3 protein-coding genes are annotated in these 18085 nt (G+C 63.2%); 1 reads left to right on the plus strand and 2 read right to left on the minus strand.

Features of this window, described 5'->3' with window-relative positions; all coding sequences use genetic code 11:
- Window positions 1–7: 7 nt before the first annotated feature.
- A complete protein-coding gene (gene lapD, locus AC07Y2_RS04715) occupies window positions 8–1954 on the plus strand; it encodes a cyclic di-GMP receptor LapD (RefSeq protein WP_103385529.1) in 1947 nt (648 codons plus the stop codon).
- A gap of 159 nt (window positions 1955–2113) precedes the next feature.
- Here the strand turns inward: lapD and AC07Y2_RS04720 are convergent, their stop codons facing one another.
- Both AC07Y2_RS04720 and AC07Y2_RS04725 read right to left on the minus strand, forming a co-directional pair.
- A complete protein-coding gene (locus AC07Y2_RS04720; RefSeq protein WP_085613332.1) occupies window positions 2114–2452 on the minus strand; it encodes a tryptophan synthase subunit beta in 339 nt (112 codons plus the stop codon).
- A 146-nt stretch (window positions 2453–2598) separates the two neighbouring features.
- Window positions 2599–17931, minus strand: coding sequence for a LapA family giant adhesin (locus AC07Y2_RS04725; protein WP_103385530.1), 15333 nt, complete (start codon window positions 17929–17931; stop codon window positions 2599–2601).
- Between the last annotated feature and the right edge of the window lie 154 nt (window positions 17932–18085).

Consider the following 18085-nt stretch of genomic DNA (forward strand, 5'->3'; position numbering starts at 1 on the left):
CGCTCAGATGTCTTTGTTCAAACAGCTGTTGATCGCTATCTGTCTGTTCCTGGTGGTCGCCTTCACCGGCAGCTTCATGGTCAGTCTGGAGAGCTCGCGCACCCAGTACGTCAACCAGTTGCGCTCCCACGCCCAGGATGCGGCCACGGCGCTGGCGCTGTCGTTGACGCCGAACATCGATGACCCGGCGATGGTCGAGTTGCTGGTCAGCTCGATCTTCGACAGCGGTTATTACTCGAGCATCCGCGTGGTCGATCTGAAGACCGACCAGACCATTGTCGAGCGCAACGGCATTCCGGCGGTCACCAACGTGCCGGACTGGTTCGTCAGACTGATCGGCCTGGAACCGGCCGGTGGCGATGCGCTGGTCAGCCGTGGCTGGGAGCAGGCGGCGCGGGTCGAGGTGGTCAGCCACCCGATGTTCGCCCTGGCCAAGCTCTGGCAGAGCGCGCTCGGCAGCCTTGGCTGGTTGCTGGTCTGCGGGGCGGTGAGTGCGGTGCTGGGTGCGCTGTTGCTGCGCCGGCAACTGAAGCCGTTGGATTACATGGTCAAGCAATCCCACGCCATCGCCCGTCGTGAGTTCCTGAGTCTGCCGGATCTGCCGCGCACGCCTGAATTGCGCCGCGTGGTGCTGGCGATGAACCAGATGGTCGAGAAGCTCAAGGCGCTGTTCCAGGAGCAGGCCGAGCGCAGTGAAAAACTGCGCACCGAGTCCTATCAGGACAACCTCACGGGGCTGGCCAACCGGCGTTATTTCGAGATGCAGCTGAATGCGCGGGTGAGCAACCCGGAGCAGGCCAGTTCCGGTTATCTGCTGCTGTTGCGGGTCAAGGATCTGGCCGGTCTCAACCAGCGCCTCGGCGGTCAGCGCACCGATGAATTGTTGAAAGCGGTCGGCGAGCAACTGTCCCGCGAGTGCGCCAAATACCCGGAAACCCAGAACCTCGTCACCCGGATTCGCGGCGGTGAATTCGCCGTGCTGGCGCCGGGGTTGACCCGTGAAGAAGCGCTGCAACTGGCGCAGAGCCTCGACAGTGCCCTGAGCAGCCTGCACGCGACAGGCGCCACCGACGTGCCCGCCGTGGCTTCTATCGGCCTGGCACCGTTCGCTCACGGCGATTCGCCGCAAGCGGTCCTCAGCCTCGGCGATCAGGCGCTGGCCCAGGCCGAAGGGCAGGGCGAGCAGAACTGGGCGTGCCTCGATCAGAGCCTGGTGGCGGAGGTCGGCGACGATCACCACGCCTGGCATCGCCTGCTCGATCAGGCGTTGAATCAGCGGCGTTTCGAGCTGTTCTTCCAGCCGGTAGTGGCGGCGCAGGACACGCAACTGGTGCTGCATTACAAAGTGCTGTCGCGCTTGCTCGACGAGCAGGGCCAGACCATTCCAGCCGGACGCTTCCTGCCGTGGCTGGAGCGCTTCGGCTGGACCGCACGGCTGGACCGGTTGATGCTCGAGCAGGTGCTGGAACAGATGGCCGGTCATGAAGAGTCCCTGGCGCTGAACCTGTCATCGGCGACCCTCGCCGATCCGCAGGCGTTGAACAAAGTGTTCGAGATTCTGCGGGCGCATTCCAACCTCGGTGCGCGCCTGACCCTGGAAATCGGCGAGGAACAATTGCCGGAGCAAGCGGTGCTGGAACAATTGACCCGGCGCCTGCGTGAACTCGGTTTCTCCCTGAGCCTGCAGCGCTTCGGCGGGCGTTTCAGCATGATCGGCAACCTGGCGCGGCTGGGGCTGGCGTACCTGAAGATCGATGGCAGCTACATCCGGGCGATCGATCAGGAAAGCGACAAGCGTCTGTTCATCGAAGCGATCCAGCGTGCGGCGCACAGCATCGATCTGCCGCTGATTGCCGAGCGGGTCGAGACGGAAGGGGAATTGTCGGTGATTCGCGAGATGGGGTTGTATGGGGTTCAGGGGCAACTGTTCGGTGAGCCGAAACTCTGGGGCTGACTGATCGTTCCCACGCTCTGCGTGGGAATGCATAAAGGGACGCTCTGCGTTCCAGTCACACCGTCGGTGTCGCGTCAGACACCGTTGTGACGCGGAGCGTCACGGGCGGCATTCCCACGCAGAGCGTGGGAACGATCAAACTTCATCGAAGATCCTGGATTAGATCAACCCGCCCTCATCCTCATCGATCAACTGACTCAACCCGCCCAGCGCTTCCCGCGCCTGGGTCCGGTCCATCAACTTGGCCTGGGCCGCCGCTGGCAGGTCGGTGACGCGGATCACGCCTTTTTGGGTCAGCACCTGAATCAGGTCGTCGAGTACCCGGATCATTTCCAGGTCGCTCTGCTTGAGCTGTTTGAGGCTGTTCTCCACGGCTTCGTTGGCGTACCAGGCCTGGATTTCGTGGTGGTCGGCCGGCAGCGTTTCCGTGGCCTCGGCGTAGGCCGCAGCTTCCACGCGAATCAACTGACCCTGCGCATCGCGTTGCACGTAAAACATTGAGCATCCCTCGGAAATGGACCAGCGTCATGCTGTCAGCAGCATAGCCAACTGCGCGCGAGTATGCGGTGCGCCGACGAAATCGTCACCGGTTCAAGCGCCGAAAACGCGACGGCCGCCCCAGTGGGGCGGCCGTTGTTCACGCATCAGCTGTTGTTGTGGTCGACCTTGATGGTCGGATCGCTGCCGGCAATCAGGTTGTGAATGTTGACCGTGGACCAGTTGTTGCCTTCCAGTTTGATCGTCACGTCCGGGGTGGCGGCTGCGGCATCGCCCGCGTTGAACTTGCCGCCCGAGCTGACTTGCAGCGACGACACGCCGTCGACCGTGGTGATCTTCAGGAAGTTGTCAATGGTGCTGCCGGTCTCGCCCTGCAACAGGTCACGCAGGTCGATGCGGTCGCCTTCGCTGGCCTTGAAGTCCTTGATCACGTCGTTGCCGGTGTCGCCTGCCTTCCAGACGAAGGTGTCGGCACCGGAACCACCGATCAGGATGTCGTTGCCCTGACCGCCGATCAGCGTGTCGTTGCCGGTGCCGCCGAGCAGGATGTCATTGCCCTTGCCACCGTCGAGCAGGTCGTTGCCGCCCGAGCCGAACAGAATGTCATTGCCCGCGCCGCCCAGCAGCGTGTCGTTGCCGTCGTGGGCACCGGACACATCGAACGCCTGATAGTGCTCGGTGATGTACTGGTGCACGTTGCTGGTGGTGACTTTGCTGACGTCGACCCCGGTTTCCTTGGCCACGAACGCCTGCATTGCCTGATAACCCTCGCCGGCAATGCCGTTGAAGCTCACCAGGTCGCCGAACAGGATGTCGTTGCCGTCGCCACCGCTGACGGTGTCGTTGCCCGGCATCGTCGCTTCGGTGTGGCCGATGATCGAGTTGGCCAGGTCCTTCGGATCGATGTTGGTCTGTGGCGTCTTGTCCGAATCGTACGGTTTCAAATCGCTGAGGCTGACGCCGTTGTTGAGGCCGATCGCTTCGACGTTCGACAGACCGCTCAGCAGCGCGAAGCCGGCGGCGGAGTTGTCGGTGGTGTACGACGAGGTGCTGCTGCCGCTGCCGGCCAGGCTCGAGATCTCGTAGGTGCCGTCACCCTGTGCATGAATGGTGCCCAGGCTGTTCCAGTTCCAGTAGCCATTCTTGTACGTCTGCAACACGACCTCGCCGGAGGTGTTGATGCTCAGGTAGTGGGTGCTGTCGATGTAAGTCGCAAAGCTGTTGCCCAGCTTGTAGTTGCTGGTTTTCACCACATCATCGAGCTTCACGTTACCGTACAGCGTCGGGTTGGTCTGCTCGTTGCTCTGGTAGTAGGTCGGCTGGCCGTCGGTAATGAAGTACGTGAGGTTCTTCGCCCCGGTGTTGGCTACCGCTTCGGCGCTCTGGAAGAAGTTCGCCGTGGCCTTGAACACGTCCTCGTAGTTGGTGCCGCCGCCGGACGACATCGAGTCCAGCACGGCCTTGAGCAAGGTCAGTGCGTTCGGGTCGTTGAGGTTCACCGACACCGACTTGTTGACCTGGGTATCGAAGTCCACCAGGAAGATGTTCACCGTGCCCGAGTTGCTGCCCAGGCTCTGTTTGAGGGTGTTGAACACCGACGTCAGCGAATCCTTGGCCGCATTGATCGACGAGGCGCTCATACTGCCCGAGCTGTCGACCATGAACGCGATGTTGTAGTTGGTGCCCGGCACCACGGTCAGGCCGCCGATGTCGGCGACGATGATGTCGTTGCCGTCGGTGCCGGTGACGGTGTCGTCCGCCGAGGTGGCGACCACCGCGTTATACACCGCCGGCACCACGGTGACCGGGATGGTCGCGGTGGTGCTGGCCGAGCCGCCGACCTGTTCGGTTGAGGTCGAGGTCACGGTCAGGTTGAACTGGCCGTTGTAGTAGGTCGGCGGGGTCACGGTCAGGGTGCCGAGGTTCCAGCCGGTGACGTTGGCGTCGCCGCTGGTGGCGGTCACGGTGAAGCTGTGGCCTGCGCCGTCGCTGAGTACCGAACCGACCGGTGCGCCGCTGATCTTGATGCTCAGGGTTTCCGAGCCGTCGGTGTCGGTCAGCGCGGTGCTGATCGACGACAGTTTCACGGTGGTGCCTTCGGCGCCGGTGTTGAGTTTGTAGCCGTCGTAATAGCCTTCGCCGTTGCTGCCGTGCAGATCGGAGACGGTCACGCCGGCATTCACCAGATCCTGCACGCCGGTATAGATCGGCACGCCGGCACTGCTCAGGTCGATCGGCGTGCTGCCGTTGACCGACAGGTTGACGTCGTAGCTGCCCGGGCCGCTCTGGTTGTGGTGGTAGATGTCCAGGGTGTAGTAGCCGCTGGTGGTCGGGGTGAACGAACCGTTGAGGTTGCCACCCGCGCCCCACGTGGTCGAGGCCACGTTCTTGCCGCCGATGGTCACCAGCAGGCTGTCGTCACCAGTGCCGCTGAAGGTGTAGGTCTTGCCGGCTTCCAGATAAATCAGGCCCGAGGTTTTCGACGCAGTGCCGGCGGTCACGCTGCCGTCGGACTGCACGTTATTCACGGTGCCGCTGGTGTTCGGCTTGCCGGCACCGTCGATCACGTTTTTCAGGGTGGTCGAATTCGCGCCGCTGCCGTCGGTGCCCAGACCCGACAGACCGGTCCAGACTTCCTTGATCAGCCCGGTGGACTTCACGCTGTTGTCGGCCACCGACAGGGTCGGTGCATCCGCCACCGGCGTGATATCGATCTTGATGGTGCCAGTGTTGCCCAGCAACTGGCCGTCGGTTGGCTGGAATTTGATCTGCGCGTAGTCGGCCTGATTGTTGCCAACGCCAGTGCCACCGTAACCGTTCACACCCGACTCGTTGGCATCCGGCAGGAAGCGCAGCTTGCCGGCGTCGATGTCAGCCTTGCTGAAGGTCTGGTTGGTGGCGACGTCTTTCCAGGTCGAGCCGTCCAGATACTGCAGTTTGCCTTCGCCCGGCAGCTGGGTGATTTTCACGCCCAGGCTGCTGGCCGGGCTGTCGACGTCGCTGACGCCGAAGGTCGACCAGCCGAGAACCAGTGGGGTGTCTTCGGTGCCGGTGACATTGACCGGTGCAGCGACCGGCGCATCGTTGACTGCCACCACGTTGACCGTGGTGGTCGCGGTGTTGGAGTAGTTGCCGCCATCGGTCACGGTCACGGTGATGATCCGTGGCACGGTGCTCGGGTCTTCACTGCTGTTGGTGAAGCTGATGTTCTTGATGGCCTGCATGTAGTCGGCGAGCGTCGCGTTGCCCGACAGGGTCAGGGTGACGGTGCCGTTGGTGCTGTTGGCATTGATGGTGATGCCGTTGACGCTGTTGCCCAGATTCAGCGCATCGCCGTCCTGGCGGTTGGTCAGCACGACGGTGGCGCCGGTCAGCATGGTGCTGTCCGGGTCGGTGATCTTGATGTCGGTGTCGGCAATCGACACACCTGCGCCCGGGGTGTTCTCGGTGAAGGTCACCTTGTAGTCGGCACCCGTTGCACCGCTTGAGTTGTTGGCGTCGAGGTCGATGACCGGCGGTGCATCGTTGTCGATGATCGAGGTGCTGACGCTGCCATTGGTGCTGCTGACCGCCAGGTTTTCGAAGTTGCCACCGGTGGCCGAGTCGATCTTGACCACGAAGTTTTCGGTGCCTTCGGTGATCTTGTCATCGATGGTCGCGACGTTGAACTGCGCGCTGCTGGCACCGGCCGGAATCTTCACGGTGTACACGCCGGTGAAGTCCGAACCGTCGGCGGCGGTGCCGCTGTAGACGATTTTCAGGGTGACTTCGGTTTGCGCCGGGTTGGTCAGGCTGACGGTGTAGGTTGCGGTCTGGCCTTCGGTCACCGAGGTGCTGCCGGTGATGCTGACGGTGGTGGTGTCGATGGTGTCGGTGACGCTGGTCACTGCTGGTGTGGTGCTGGTGACCAGGTTTTCGAAATTGCCGCCGGTAGCGTTGGTGATCGTGGCCTGTACGTTGCCGGCGTCTTTGTAGACGTCATCGGCTGGCGCAGGAACGGTCACGGTGCCGGTGGTTTTGCCGGCTTCGATGGTGATCACCGAACCGTTGCTCAGGGTGACGGTCACTGGCGAGCCAGCGGCGTTGGTCAGGGTTGCGGTGTAGGTGATCGAGCCACCCTCGGCCACGGTGCTGGTCGCGCTGAGGGACAGGTTGGTGGTGTCGACGGTGTCGGTGACGGTGGTGCTGACCGGGGTCTTGTCTGCCACCAGATTCTCGTAGTTGCCGCCGCTTACGCCGGTGATCGCGTTGGTCAGTGGCGCATGACCATTCAACACGTCGTTCGGCGCGGTGGTGGTCACACTGCCGGTGGTTTTGCCGACTTCGATGGTGATCGACTGACCGTTGGCCAGGGTCACGGTCACTGGCGAGCCAGTCACTGGTGCGCCGACGGTCGCGGTGTAGACCACGTTGCCACCTTCGGCCGCCGTCGTGGTCGCGGTCAGCTTCACGGTGGTGGTGTCGATGGTGTCGGTAACGCTGGTTACGGCTGGCGTGGTGCTGGTGACCAGGTTCTCGAAGTTGCCGCCGGTGGCGGACTTGATCGTCGCCTGCACGTTGCCGGCGTCTTTGTAGACGTCATCGGCTGGCGCAGGAACGGTCACGGTGCCGGTGGTTTTGCCGGCTTCGATGGTGATCACCGAACCGTTGCTCAGGGTCACGGTCACTGGCGAGCCAGCGGCGTTGGTCAGAGTCGCGGTGTAAGTGATCGAGCCACCTTCGGCCACGGTGCCGGTCGCGCTGAGCGTCAGGTTGGTGGTGTCGATGGTGTCGGTGACGGTGGTCGAGACCGGCGTCTTGTCGGCCACGAGGTTTTCGTAGTTGCCGCCAGAAACGTTGGTGATCGAGTTGGTCAGCGGTGTGTGGCCGGTCAACGCGTCGTTCGGCGCGGTAGTGGTGACGGTGCCGGTGGTTTTGCCGACTTCGATGGTGATCGACTGACCGTTGGCCAGATTCACGGTTACCGGCGAGCCAGTCACCGGCGCACCCACGGTCGCGGTGTAGGTGACGGTGCCACCCTCGGCCGCTGTTGCGGTTGCGGTCAGCTTCACGGTGGTGGTGTCGATGGTGTCGGTGACGCTGGTCACGGCAGGTGTGTTGCTGGTCACCAGGTTCTCGAAGTTGCCACCGGTGGCGTTGGTGATCGTGGCCTGTACGTTGCCGGCGTCTTTGTAGACGTCGTCCGCCGGGGCAGGAACGGTCACGGTGCCAGTGGTTTTACCGGCCTCGATGGTGATCACGGCGCCGTTGCTCAAGGTCACGGTCACCGGGGTGCCCGCAGCGTTGGTCAGTGTCGCGGTGTAAACGATCGAACCGCCTTCGGCGACCGAATTGGTGGCGCTCAGGGACAGGTTGGTAGTGTCGACGGTGTCGGTCACGGTGGTGCTGACCGGGGTCTTGTCGGCCACCAGATTCTCGTAGTTACCGCCGCTCACGCCGGTGATCGCGTTGGTCAGTGGTGCATGACCATTCAACACGTCGTTAGGCGCGGTGGTGGTCACGGTGCCGCTGGTCTTGCCGACTTCGATGGTGATCGATTGACCATTCGACAGGGTTACCGTCACTGGCGAGCCAGTCACCGGAGCGCCAACAGTGGCGGTGTAGACAACGTTGCCACCCTCGGCCGCCGTCGCAGTTGCGGTCAGCTTCACGGTAGTGGTGTCGATGGTATCGGTGACGCTGGTCACGGCTGGCGTGGTGCTGGTGACCAGGTTCTCGAAGTTGCCACCGCTGGCGTTGGTGATCGTTGCCTGTACGTTGCCGGCGTCCTTGTAGACGTCATCGGCTGGCGCTGGAACGGTCACGGTGCCGGTGGTTTTACCCGCTTCGATGGTGATCACGGCGCCGTTCGACAAGGTCACGGTCACTGGCGAGCCAGCAGCGTTGGTCAGTGTCGCGGTGTAGGTGATCGAACCACCTTCGGCCACGGTGCCAGTCGCGCTGAGCGACAGGTTGGTGGTGTCGACGGTGTCGGTGACGGTAGTCGAAACCGGGGTCTTATCAGCCACCAGATTTTCGTAGTTGCCGCCGCTCACGCCGGTGATGGCGTTGGTCAGCGGTGCATGACCGGTCAGCACGTCGTTCGGCGCGGTGGTGGTCACGGTGCCGGTGGTCTTGCCGACTTCGATGGTAATGCTCTGGCCGTTCGACAGGTTCACGGTCACAGGCGAGCCAGTCACTGGCGCACCTACGGTAGCGGTGTAGATGACGGTGCCGCCCTCGGCCGCTGTTGCGGTTGCGGTCAGCTTCACGGTGGTGGTGTCGATGGTGTCGGTAACGCTGGTCACCGCTGGTGTGGTGCTGGTGACCAGGTTTTCGAAGTTGCCGCCCGTGGCGTTGGTGATCGTGGCTTGCACGTTGCCGGCGTCTTTGTAGACGTCATCGGCTGGCGCGGCGACGGTCACGGTGCCCGTGGTTTTACCGGCCTCGATGGTGATCACGGCGCCATTGCTCAAGGTCACGGTCACCGGGGTGCCCGCAGCGTTGGTCAGGGTCGCGGTGTAGGTGATTGAACCACCTTCGGCCACGGTGCCGGTCGCGCTGAGCGACAGGTTGGTGGTGTCGACGGTGTCGGTGACGGTAGTGCTGACCGGCGTCTTGTCGGCCACCAGATTTTCGTAGTTGCCGCCCGTCACGTTGGTGATGGCGTTGGTCAGCGGCGTGTGGCCGTTGAGTGCATCGTTAGGCGCCGTGGTCGTCACGGTGCCGGTGGTTTTGCCGACTTCGATGGTAATGCTCTGGCCGTTCGACAGGTTCACGGTCACTGGCGAGCCAGTCACAGGAGCGCCCACGGTGGCGGTGTAAGTGACAGTGCCGCCTTCAGCCGCCGACTCGGTGGCGGTGAGTTTCACCGTGGTGGTGTCGATGGTGTCGGTGACCTGGGTCACGGCCGGAACAGTGCTCGGCACCAGGTTTTCGAAGTTGCCACCGGTGGCGGTCGAAATGGTCGCCTCGACTTTGCCGGCGTCTTTGTAGACGTCGTCCTTCGGCGCGTCGACGGTCACGGTGCCAGTGGTTTTGCCGGCTTCGATGGTGATCACCGCGCCGTTCGACAAGGTCACCGTCACTGGCGAGCCAGCGGCGTTGGTCAGGGTCGCGGTGTAGATGATCGAACCGCCCTCGGCAACCGAATTGGTGGCGCTGAGGGTCAGGTTGGTGGTGTCGACCGTGTCGGTGACGGTGGTCGAGACCGGCGTTTTGTCGGCCACGAGGTTTTCGTAGTTCCCGCCAGTCACGCCAGTGATCGCGTTGGTCAGCGGTGTGTGACCGTTCAACGCATCGTTCGGCGCGGTGGTGGTGACGGTGCCGGTGGTTTTGCCGACCTCGATGGTGATCGACTGACCGTTGGCCAGGGTCACGGTCACAGGCGAACCGGTGACAGGTGCGCCAACAGTCGCGGTGTAAGTAACGGTGCCGCCCTCAGCCGCCGACTCGGTCGCAGTCAGTTTGACCGTGGTGGTGTCGATGGTGTCGGTGACCTGGGTCACGGCCGGAACAGTGCTCGGAACAAGGTTCTCGAAGTTGCCACCGGTGGCGGTCGAAATGGTCGCCTCGACTTTGCCGGCGTCTTTGTAGACGTCGTCTTTCGGTGCGTCGACGGTCACGGTGCCGGTGGTTTTGCCGGCTTCGATGGTGATGACAGCGCCGTTGCTCAAGGTCACGGTCACCGGAGTGCCCGCAGCGTTGGTCAGTGTGGCGGTGTAAGTGATCGAACCGCCCTCGGCAACCGAATTGGTGGCGCTCAGGGTCAGGTTGGTGGTGTCGACGGTGTCAGTGACGGTGGTCGAAACCGGGGTTTTGTCGGCTACGAGGTTTTCGTAGTTGCCGCCGGTTACGCCGGTGATCGCGTTGGTCAGCGGCGTGTGGCCGTTGAGCGCATCGTTCGGTGCGGTGGTGGTGACAGTGCCAGTGGTTTTGCCCACCTCGATGGTGATCGACTGACCATTGGCCAGGGTTACGGTCACAGGCGAACCGGTCACCGGTGCGCCAACGGTGGCGGTGTAAGTAACGGTGCCACCTTCAGCGGCCGTTTCGGAAGCGGTCAGCTTCACGGTCGTCGTGTCGATGGTGTCGGTGACTTCCGTTACGGCTGGAACGGTGCTCGGAACCAGGTTCTCGAAGTTGCCACCGGTTGCGTCCTTGATCGTGACTTCGACTTTGCCGGCGTCTTTGTAGACGTCATCGGCAGGCGCAGGAACGATCACGGTGCCGGTGGTTTTACCGGCCTCGATGGTGATGACAGCGCCGTTCGACAGGGTCACGGTCAGCGGGGTGCCGGCCGGGTTGGTCAGGGTCGCGGTGTAAACGATCGAGCCACCTTCGGCCACGCTGTCGGTCGCGGTCAGCGACAGATTGGTGGTGTCGACGGTGTCGGTCACGGTAGTGCTGACCGGGGTTTTGTCGGCGATCAGATTTTCGTAATTGCCGCCGCTCACGCCAGTGATCGCATTGGTCAGCGGCGTGTGGCCGTTGAGCGCATCGTTTGGCGCAGTGGTGGTCACGGTGCCGGTGGTCTTGCCCACCTCGATGGTGATCGACTGACCGTTGGACAGCGTCACGGTGACTGGCGAACCGGTCACAGGTGCGCCCACGGTCGCGGTGTAAGTGACGGTGCCACCTTCAGCTGCCGATTCAGTCGCGGTCAGTTTCACCGTAGTGGTATCGATGGTGTCGGTGACTTCGGTCACGGCCGGAACGGTGCTCGGCACCAGGTTCTCGAAGTTGCCACCGGTGGCGGTCGAAATGGTTGCCTCAACTTTGCCGGCGTCTTTGTAGACGTCGTCCTTCGGCGCATCGACGGTCACGGTGCCGGAGGTTTTGCCGGCCTCGATGGTGATGACAGCGCCGTTCGACAGGGTCACGGTCACCGGAGTGCCGGCCGGGTTGGTCAGGGTCGCGGTGTAAACGATCGAACCACCCTCGGCCACCGAGCCCGTTGCGCTCAGGGTCAGGTTGGTGGTGTCGACGGTATCCGTGACGGTGGTCGAAACCGGGGTCTTGTCGGCCACGAGGTTTTCGTAGTTACCGCCAGTCACCCCAGTGATCGCGTTGGTCAGCGGCGCATGGCCGTTGAGCGCATCGTTCGGCGCGGTGGTGGTGACGGTGCCGGTGGTTTTGCCGACTTCGATGGTGATCGACTGACCATTGGCCAGGGTCACGGTCACAGGCGAGCCGGTTACCGGGGCACCAACGGTGGCGGTATAGGTAACGGTGCCGCCTTCAGCTGCCGACTCGGTCGCGGTCAGTTTCACCGTGGTGGTGTCGATGGTGTCGGTGACGTTGGTCACGGCCGGAACGGTGCTCGGCACCAGGTTCTCGAAACCACCGCCAGTAGCGGTTGAAATGGTCGCCTCGACTTTGCCGGCGTCTTTGTAGACGTCGTCTTTCGGCGCGTCGACGGTCACGGTGCCGGTGGTTTTACCGGCCTCGATGGTAATGACAGCGCCGTTCGACAGGGTCACGGTCACCGGCGTACCTGCCGGGTTGGTCAGGGTCGCGGTGTAAGTGATTGAACCGCCCTCGGCCACCGAATCGGTGGCCGTCAGGTTCAGGTTGGTCGTGTCGACAGTGTCCGAAACCGAGGTATTTGCCGGTTTGCTGTCGACCGCCAGGTTTTCGTAATTGCCACCGGTGGCCTTGTCGATGGTCACGCTCAGCGAGCTGCCGCCCGCCAGCGGGCTGTTCGGCGCGACGAAGTTCACGGTGCCGGTGGTCTCGCCGACGGCGATGGTGATGGTCTGGCCGTTGGACAGGGTCACGACGACCGGCGAGCCGGTCACTGGCGCCGTCACGGTCGCGGTGTAGACCACGGTTTCGCCTTCGGCGACGTTGGCGGTGGCGGTCAGCGACACGGTGGACGTGTCGATGGTGTCATTGACGGTGGTGACCGCCGGGGCGGTGCTGGTGACCAGGTTTTCGAAGTTGCCACCGGTGGTGGTCGAAATGGTCGTCTCGACTTTGCCGGCGTCCTTGTAGACGTCGTCCTTCGGTGCATCGACGGTCACGGTGCCGGAGGTTTTGCCGGCCTCGATGGTGATCACGGCGCCGTTGCTCAACGTCACGGTCACCGGAGTGCCGGCGGCGTTGGTCAGGGTCGCGGTGTAGGTAATCTGGCCACCTTCGTTGACTTCCGGCGTGGCGCTCAGGGTCAGGGTGGTGGTGTCGACGGTGTCGGTCACGGTGGTGCTGACCGGGGTTTTGTCGGCCACGAGGTTTTCGTAGTTGCCGCCAGACACGCCAGTAATCGAGTTGGTCAGCGGGGTGTGACCGTTCAGCGCGTCGTTCGGCGCGGTGGTGGTGACGGTACCGGTGGTCTTGCCGACTTCGATGGTGATCGACTGACCGTTGGCCAGGGTCACGGTCACAGGCGAACCGGTTACCGGGGCGCCAACGGTGGCGGTGTAAGTGACGGTGCCGCCTTCAGCAGCCGACTCGGTCGCGGTCAGTTTGACGGTCGAGGTGTCGATGGTGTCGGTGACTTCGGTCACGGCCGGAACGGTGCTTGGCACCAGGTTCTCGAAGTTGCCGCCAGTTGCGTCCTTGATGGTCACTTCGACTTTGCCGGCGTCTTTGTAAACGTCATCGGCCGGAGCCGGAACGGTCACGGTGCCAGTGGTTTTACCCGCTTCGATGGTGATCACCGAGCCGTTGCTCAGGGTCACGGTCACTGGCGTGCCAGCCGGATTGGTCAGCGTGGCGGTGTAAACGATCGAACCGCCTTCGGCCACGGAACCTGTAGCGCTCAAGGTCAGGTTGGTGGTGTCGACGGTGTCGGTGACTGACGTCACGGCCGGCGTCTTGTCGGCGACCAGATTTTCGTAATTGCCGCCGCTGGTGCCGTCGATCTTCACGCTCAGCGTGTTGCCGCCGGCCAGTGCATCGTTCGGTGCGGTGTAGTTGACGCTGGCGCTGCTGGCGCCGACCGGGATGGTGATGGTCTGGCCGTTGGACAGGGTCACGACCACCGGCGAGCCGGTCACCGGTGCGGTGACGGAGGCGGTGTAAACCACCACGCCGCCTTCAACGGTGCTGGCCGTGGCGCTCAGGGAAACGGTACTGGTATCGATGGTGTCGGTGACGTCGGTCACCGCCGGGGTCTTGTCGACCACCAGGTTTTCAAAGTTGCCGCCGGTGGTCTTGGTGATGCTGGCGTCGACTTTGCCGGCGTCCTTGTACACGTCGTCGCTCGGTGCGGCGACGGTGATGGTGCCGGTGCTCGCGCCTTTGGCGATGTTGATCACCGCGCCGTTGCTCAGGGTCACGGTCATGGCCGTGCCGGCCGGGTTGGTCAGGGTCGCGGTGTAGACGATCGAACCGCCCTCGGCGACCGAACCGGTGGCGCTCAGGCTGATGTTGGTGGTGTCGACGGTGTCGGTGACCTTGGTCACCACAGCCGAACGGTTGGCATCGATCTGTTCGAAGTTGCCGCCGCTGTGGCTGGCAATCGCGGTCTGTACCTTGCCGCCATCGATGTAAGGCGTGTTGGCCGGCGCAGGGAAATTCACCGAACCGCTGGTGGCACCGGCGGCGATGTTGATGACCGCTCCGTTGGCCAGGGTCACGGTCATGGCAGTGCCGGCCGGGTTGCTCAGGGTCGCGGTGTAGGTGATCTGGCCACCTTCGCTGACGGTGTCGCTGGCGCTCAGGGTCAGCGTGGTCTTGTCGATGGTGTCGTTGACCGTGGTGCTGACTGGCGTCTTGCTGACGTCGAGCTTCTCGAAGTTGCCGCCGCTGGCATCGGTCATGGTCACGGTGAGCTTGCTGACATCCTTGTAGACGTCATCGCTCGGTGCCGGGATGGTCACCGAACCGCTGGTCTTGCCGGCCTCGATAACGATGGTCTGGCCGTTGCTCAGGTTGACGGTCACCGGCGTCTGCGCGGCGTTGGTCAGCGTTGCGGTGTAAGTGATCGACGTGCCTTCGAGCACATAGCTTTCGGCGCTGAGGGTCAGGTGCGTGGTGTTGATGGTGTCGGCGACGTTGGTCACCGCTGGCGTCGGGTTGGCCACCAGGTTTTCGAAATTGCCGCCGGAAGTGTCCTTGATGGTCACTTCGACTTTGCCGGCGTCTTTATAGACGTCATCGGCAGGCGCCGGAACGGTCACGGTGCCGGTGGTTTTACCGGCTTCGATGGTGATGACGGAGCCGTTGCTCAACGTCACGGTCACCGGGGTGCCGGCCGGATTGGTCAGGGTCGCGGTGTAGACGATCTGCCCGCCCTCGTTGACGTTGCCGGTGGCGGTCAGCGATACGGTGGTGGTGTCGACGGTGTCGGTGATGGTGGTGCTGACCGGCGTTTTGTCGGCCACGAGGTTTTCGTAGTTACCGCCGCTGACGTTGGTGATCGAGTTGGTCAGCGGTGCATGGCCGGCCAGTACGTCGTTCGGCGCCGTGGTAGTCACGGTGCCGGTGGTTTTGCCGACTTCGATGGTGATCGCCTGACCGTTGGCCAGGGTCACAACCACAGGCGAGCCGGTTACCGGGGCGCCCACCGTCGCGGTGTAAGTAACGGTACCGCCTTCCGCCGCCGACTCGGTCGCGGTCAGTTTGACGGTCGAGGTGTCGATGGTATCGGTGACCTGGGTCACGGCCGGCACAGTGCTTGGCACCAGGTTTTCGAAGTTGCCACCGGTTGCGCCGGTGATGGTCGCTTCGACTTTGCCGGCATCCTTGTAGACGTCATCGGCCGGGGCTGGAACGGTCACGGTGCCGGTGGTCTTGCCGGCTTCGATGGTGATGACCGCGCCGTTGCTCAAGGTCACGGTCACCGGCGTGCCGGCCGGATTTGTCAGGCTTGCGGTGTAGATGATCGAGCCGCCCTCGGCCACGGAATCGGTGGCGCTCAGGGTCAGGTTGGTGGTGTCGACGGTGTCAGTGACGGTGGTCGAAACCGGAGTCTTGTCGGCGACCAGATTCTCGTAGTTGCCGCCGCTCACGCCGGTGATCGCGTTGGTCAGCGGTGCGTTGCCGGCCAATGCGTCGTTCGGTGCTGTGGTGGTCACGGTGCCGGTGGTCTTGCCCACTTCAATCGTGATGCTTTGGCCGTTGGCCAGGGTTACGGTGACCGGCGAGCCAGTTACGGGCGCTCCAACTGTCGCGGTGTAAGTAACGGTACCGCCCTCGGCCGCCGATTCGGTCGCGGTCAGTTTGACGGTGGTGGTGTCGACGGTATCGGTCACGTCGGTGACAGCCGGAACGGTGCTTGGCACCAGGTTCTCGAAGTTGCCGCCGCTGGCGTCCTTGATGGTGACTTCGACCTTGCCGGCGTCTTTATAGACGTCATCGGCAGGCGCCGGAACGGTCACGGTGCCGGTGGTTTTGCCCGCTTCGATGGTGATGACGGAGCCGTTGCTCAACGTCACGGTCACCGGGGTGCCAGCCGGATTGGTCAGGGTCGCGGTGTAAACAATCGAACCACCCTCGGCGACAGTGCCGGTGGCGCTCAGGGTCAGGTTGGTGGTGTCGGCAACGTCGGTAACCGTAGTCGAAACCGGAGTCTTGTCGGCCACCAGATTTTCGTAATTGCCGCCGGAAACGCCGGTGATCGAGTTGGTCAGCGGTGCATTGCCAGCCAATGCGTCGTTCGGCGCGGTGGTGGTCACGGTGCCGGTGGTTTTACCGACTTCGATGGTGATGGTCTGGCCGTTGGCCAAAGTGACAGTCACCGGCGAACCGGTGACTGGTGCGCCAACCGTTGCGGTATAAGTAACGGTGCCGCCTTCTGCAACCGAAGTATCAGCCGTCAGTTTGACCGTCGACGTGTCGATGGTGTCAGTCACTTCGGTGACAGCGGGAACAGTGCTTGGCACCAGATTCTCGAAGTTGCCGCCGGTGGCGTCCTTGATGGTGACTTCGACCTTGCCCGCGTCTTTGTAGACGTCATCGGCCGGCGCCGGAACGGTCACGGTGCCGGTGGTTTTACCGGCCTCGATGGTGATGACAGAGCCGTTGCTCAACGTCACGGTCACCGGGGTGCCGGCCGGATTGGTCAGGGTTGCGGTGTAGACGATCGAGCCGCCTTCCGCCACGGAACCGGTGGCGCTCAGCGCCAGGTTGGTGGTGTCGATGGAGTCGGTGACGGTAGTAGTCGCTGGCGTCGTGTTCGGCACCAGATTCTCGAAATTGCCGCCGGTAGCGCCGGTAATCGTGGTGCTGACGGTGCCGCCGTTGTTGTAGACGTCATTCGGTGCGGTCGGCACGTTGACGCTGCCGGTGGTCTGGCCGGCGCCGATAGTGATGGTCGAACCGTTCGACAGGGTGACGGTCACCGGCGTCTGCGCCGGGTTGGTCAGGGTTGCGGTGTAGGTGATCTGGCCACCTTCGACCACGGTGCCGGTGGCGGTCAGGGTCAGACTGGTGGTGTCGACCGAATCGACGATGTTGGTGACCGCCGGTGTCGGGTTCGGCACCAGGTTTTCGAAGTTGCCGCCCGTGGCACCGGTGATGGTGGTGGTGACGGTGCTGCCGTTGTTATAGACGTCATTCGGTGCGGTCGGCACGTTGACGATGCCGGTGGTCTGGCCGGCGCCGATAGTGATGGTCGAGCCGTTGGACAACGTGACGGTCACCGGCGTCTGCGCCGGGTTGGTCAGCGTGGCGGTGTAGGTGATCTGACCGCCTTCGGTCACGCTTGGGCCGGCCGTCAGGGTGACGGTGGTGGTGTCGATGGTATCGGTGACCTGAGTCGTGGCCGGAGTGGTCGGCGGGGTCACGGTGATGCCGTTGCCGCCGGTGGTGCCGGTGACGGTCACGTCGATCTGGGTCGGGTCGTTATAAACAGTGTCGTTCGGCGCCAGGGGCACGTTGACGGTGCCGGTGGTGGAACCGGCCGGAATCACGATCACCGCACCGTTGGACAGGGTGATGGTCAGGTCGGTCAGCGGCGCCTGGGTCAGCGTTGCGGTGTACACCAGCACGCCGCCGGCTTCGGTGATGCTCGGCGTGGCGCTGAGGCTCAGGGTCGATTCGCGCAGGGCATTGGCGTTGGTGTCGGTGGTCTGGCCGCCGGTGATGTTCTGCGCGGCCTGGCCGGCAGCGTTGATGCCCGCAGTGGGGAAACCGATGGTTGGGTCGACGCGGCCGGCGGTCGCATCGAGCATCACGAAGCTGTGACCACCGCCGGCGGCACCGCCAGTCCCTGCGGCGCTCGGGCCGGCAGCGGTGGCATCAAGGGCGGTGGTCGGGTCGACGCCCGCGGCGATGGCTTGTTGCAGTTCTTCTACCGACGGCGCGGCTTGCGCGGTGGCTTCGGCCAGGTCGGTGCTGGAGTCCGGGGTATCGGCGCTCCACTGAGTGTCACGGCCCAGATCGATCGTGCGGCCATCGGCCAGTTCCAGGGACACGGCGCCGGAAACGCCGGTGTCGACCTGATCGCCGGCAAACAGCCGGTCGCCTTCAACGAGTACGCGACGGACGCCCTCTGGGGACACCACGAAAACCTGACCGACAATGCTTTTGACGATGGCAACAACACTGCTCATTGAAGACTCTCCGGGTGTCACGTTCAGTTGACTTCCATAGACCTGATGGCTGTCTGCGCCGATTCAGTCTGGACGTACTTTTAAAAAAAGATAAAGCAAAGTTGACGCTGCTGTTCGTCAATATTTTGGCTAGATTCTTTCGCTATTAACTTTA

Source organism: Pseudomonas sp. GW456-12-1-14-TSB6 (assembly GCF_059424205.1).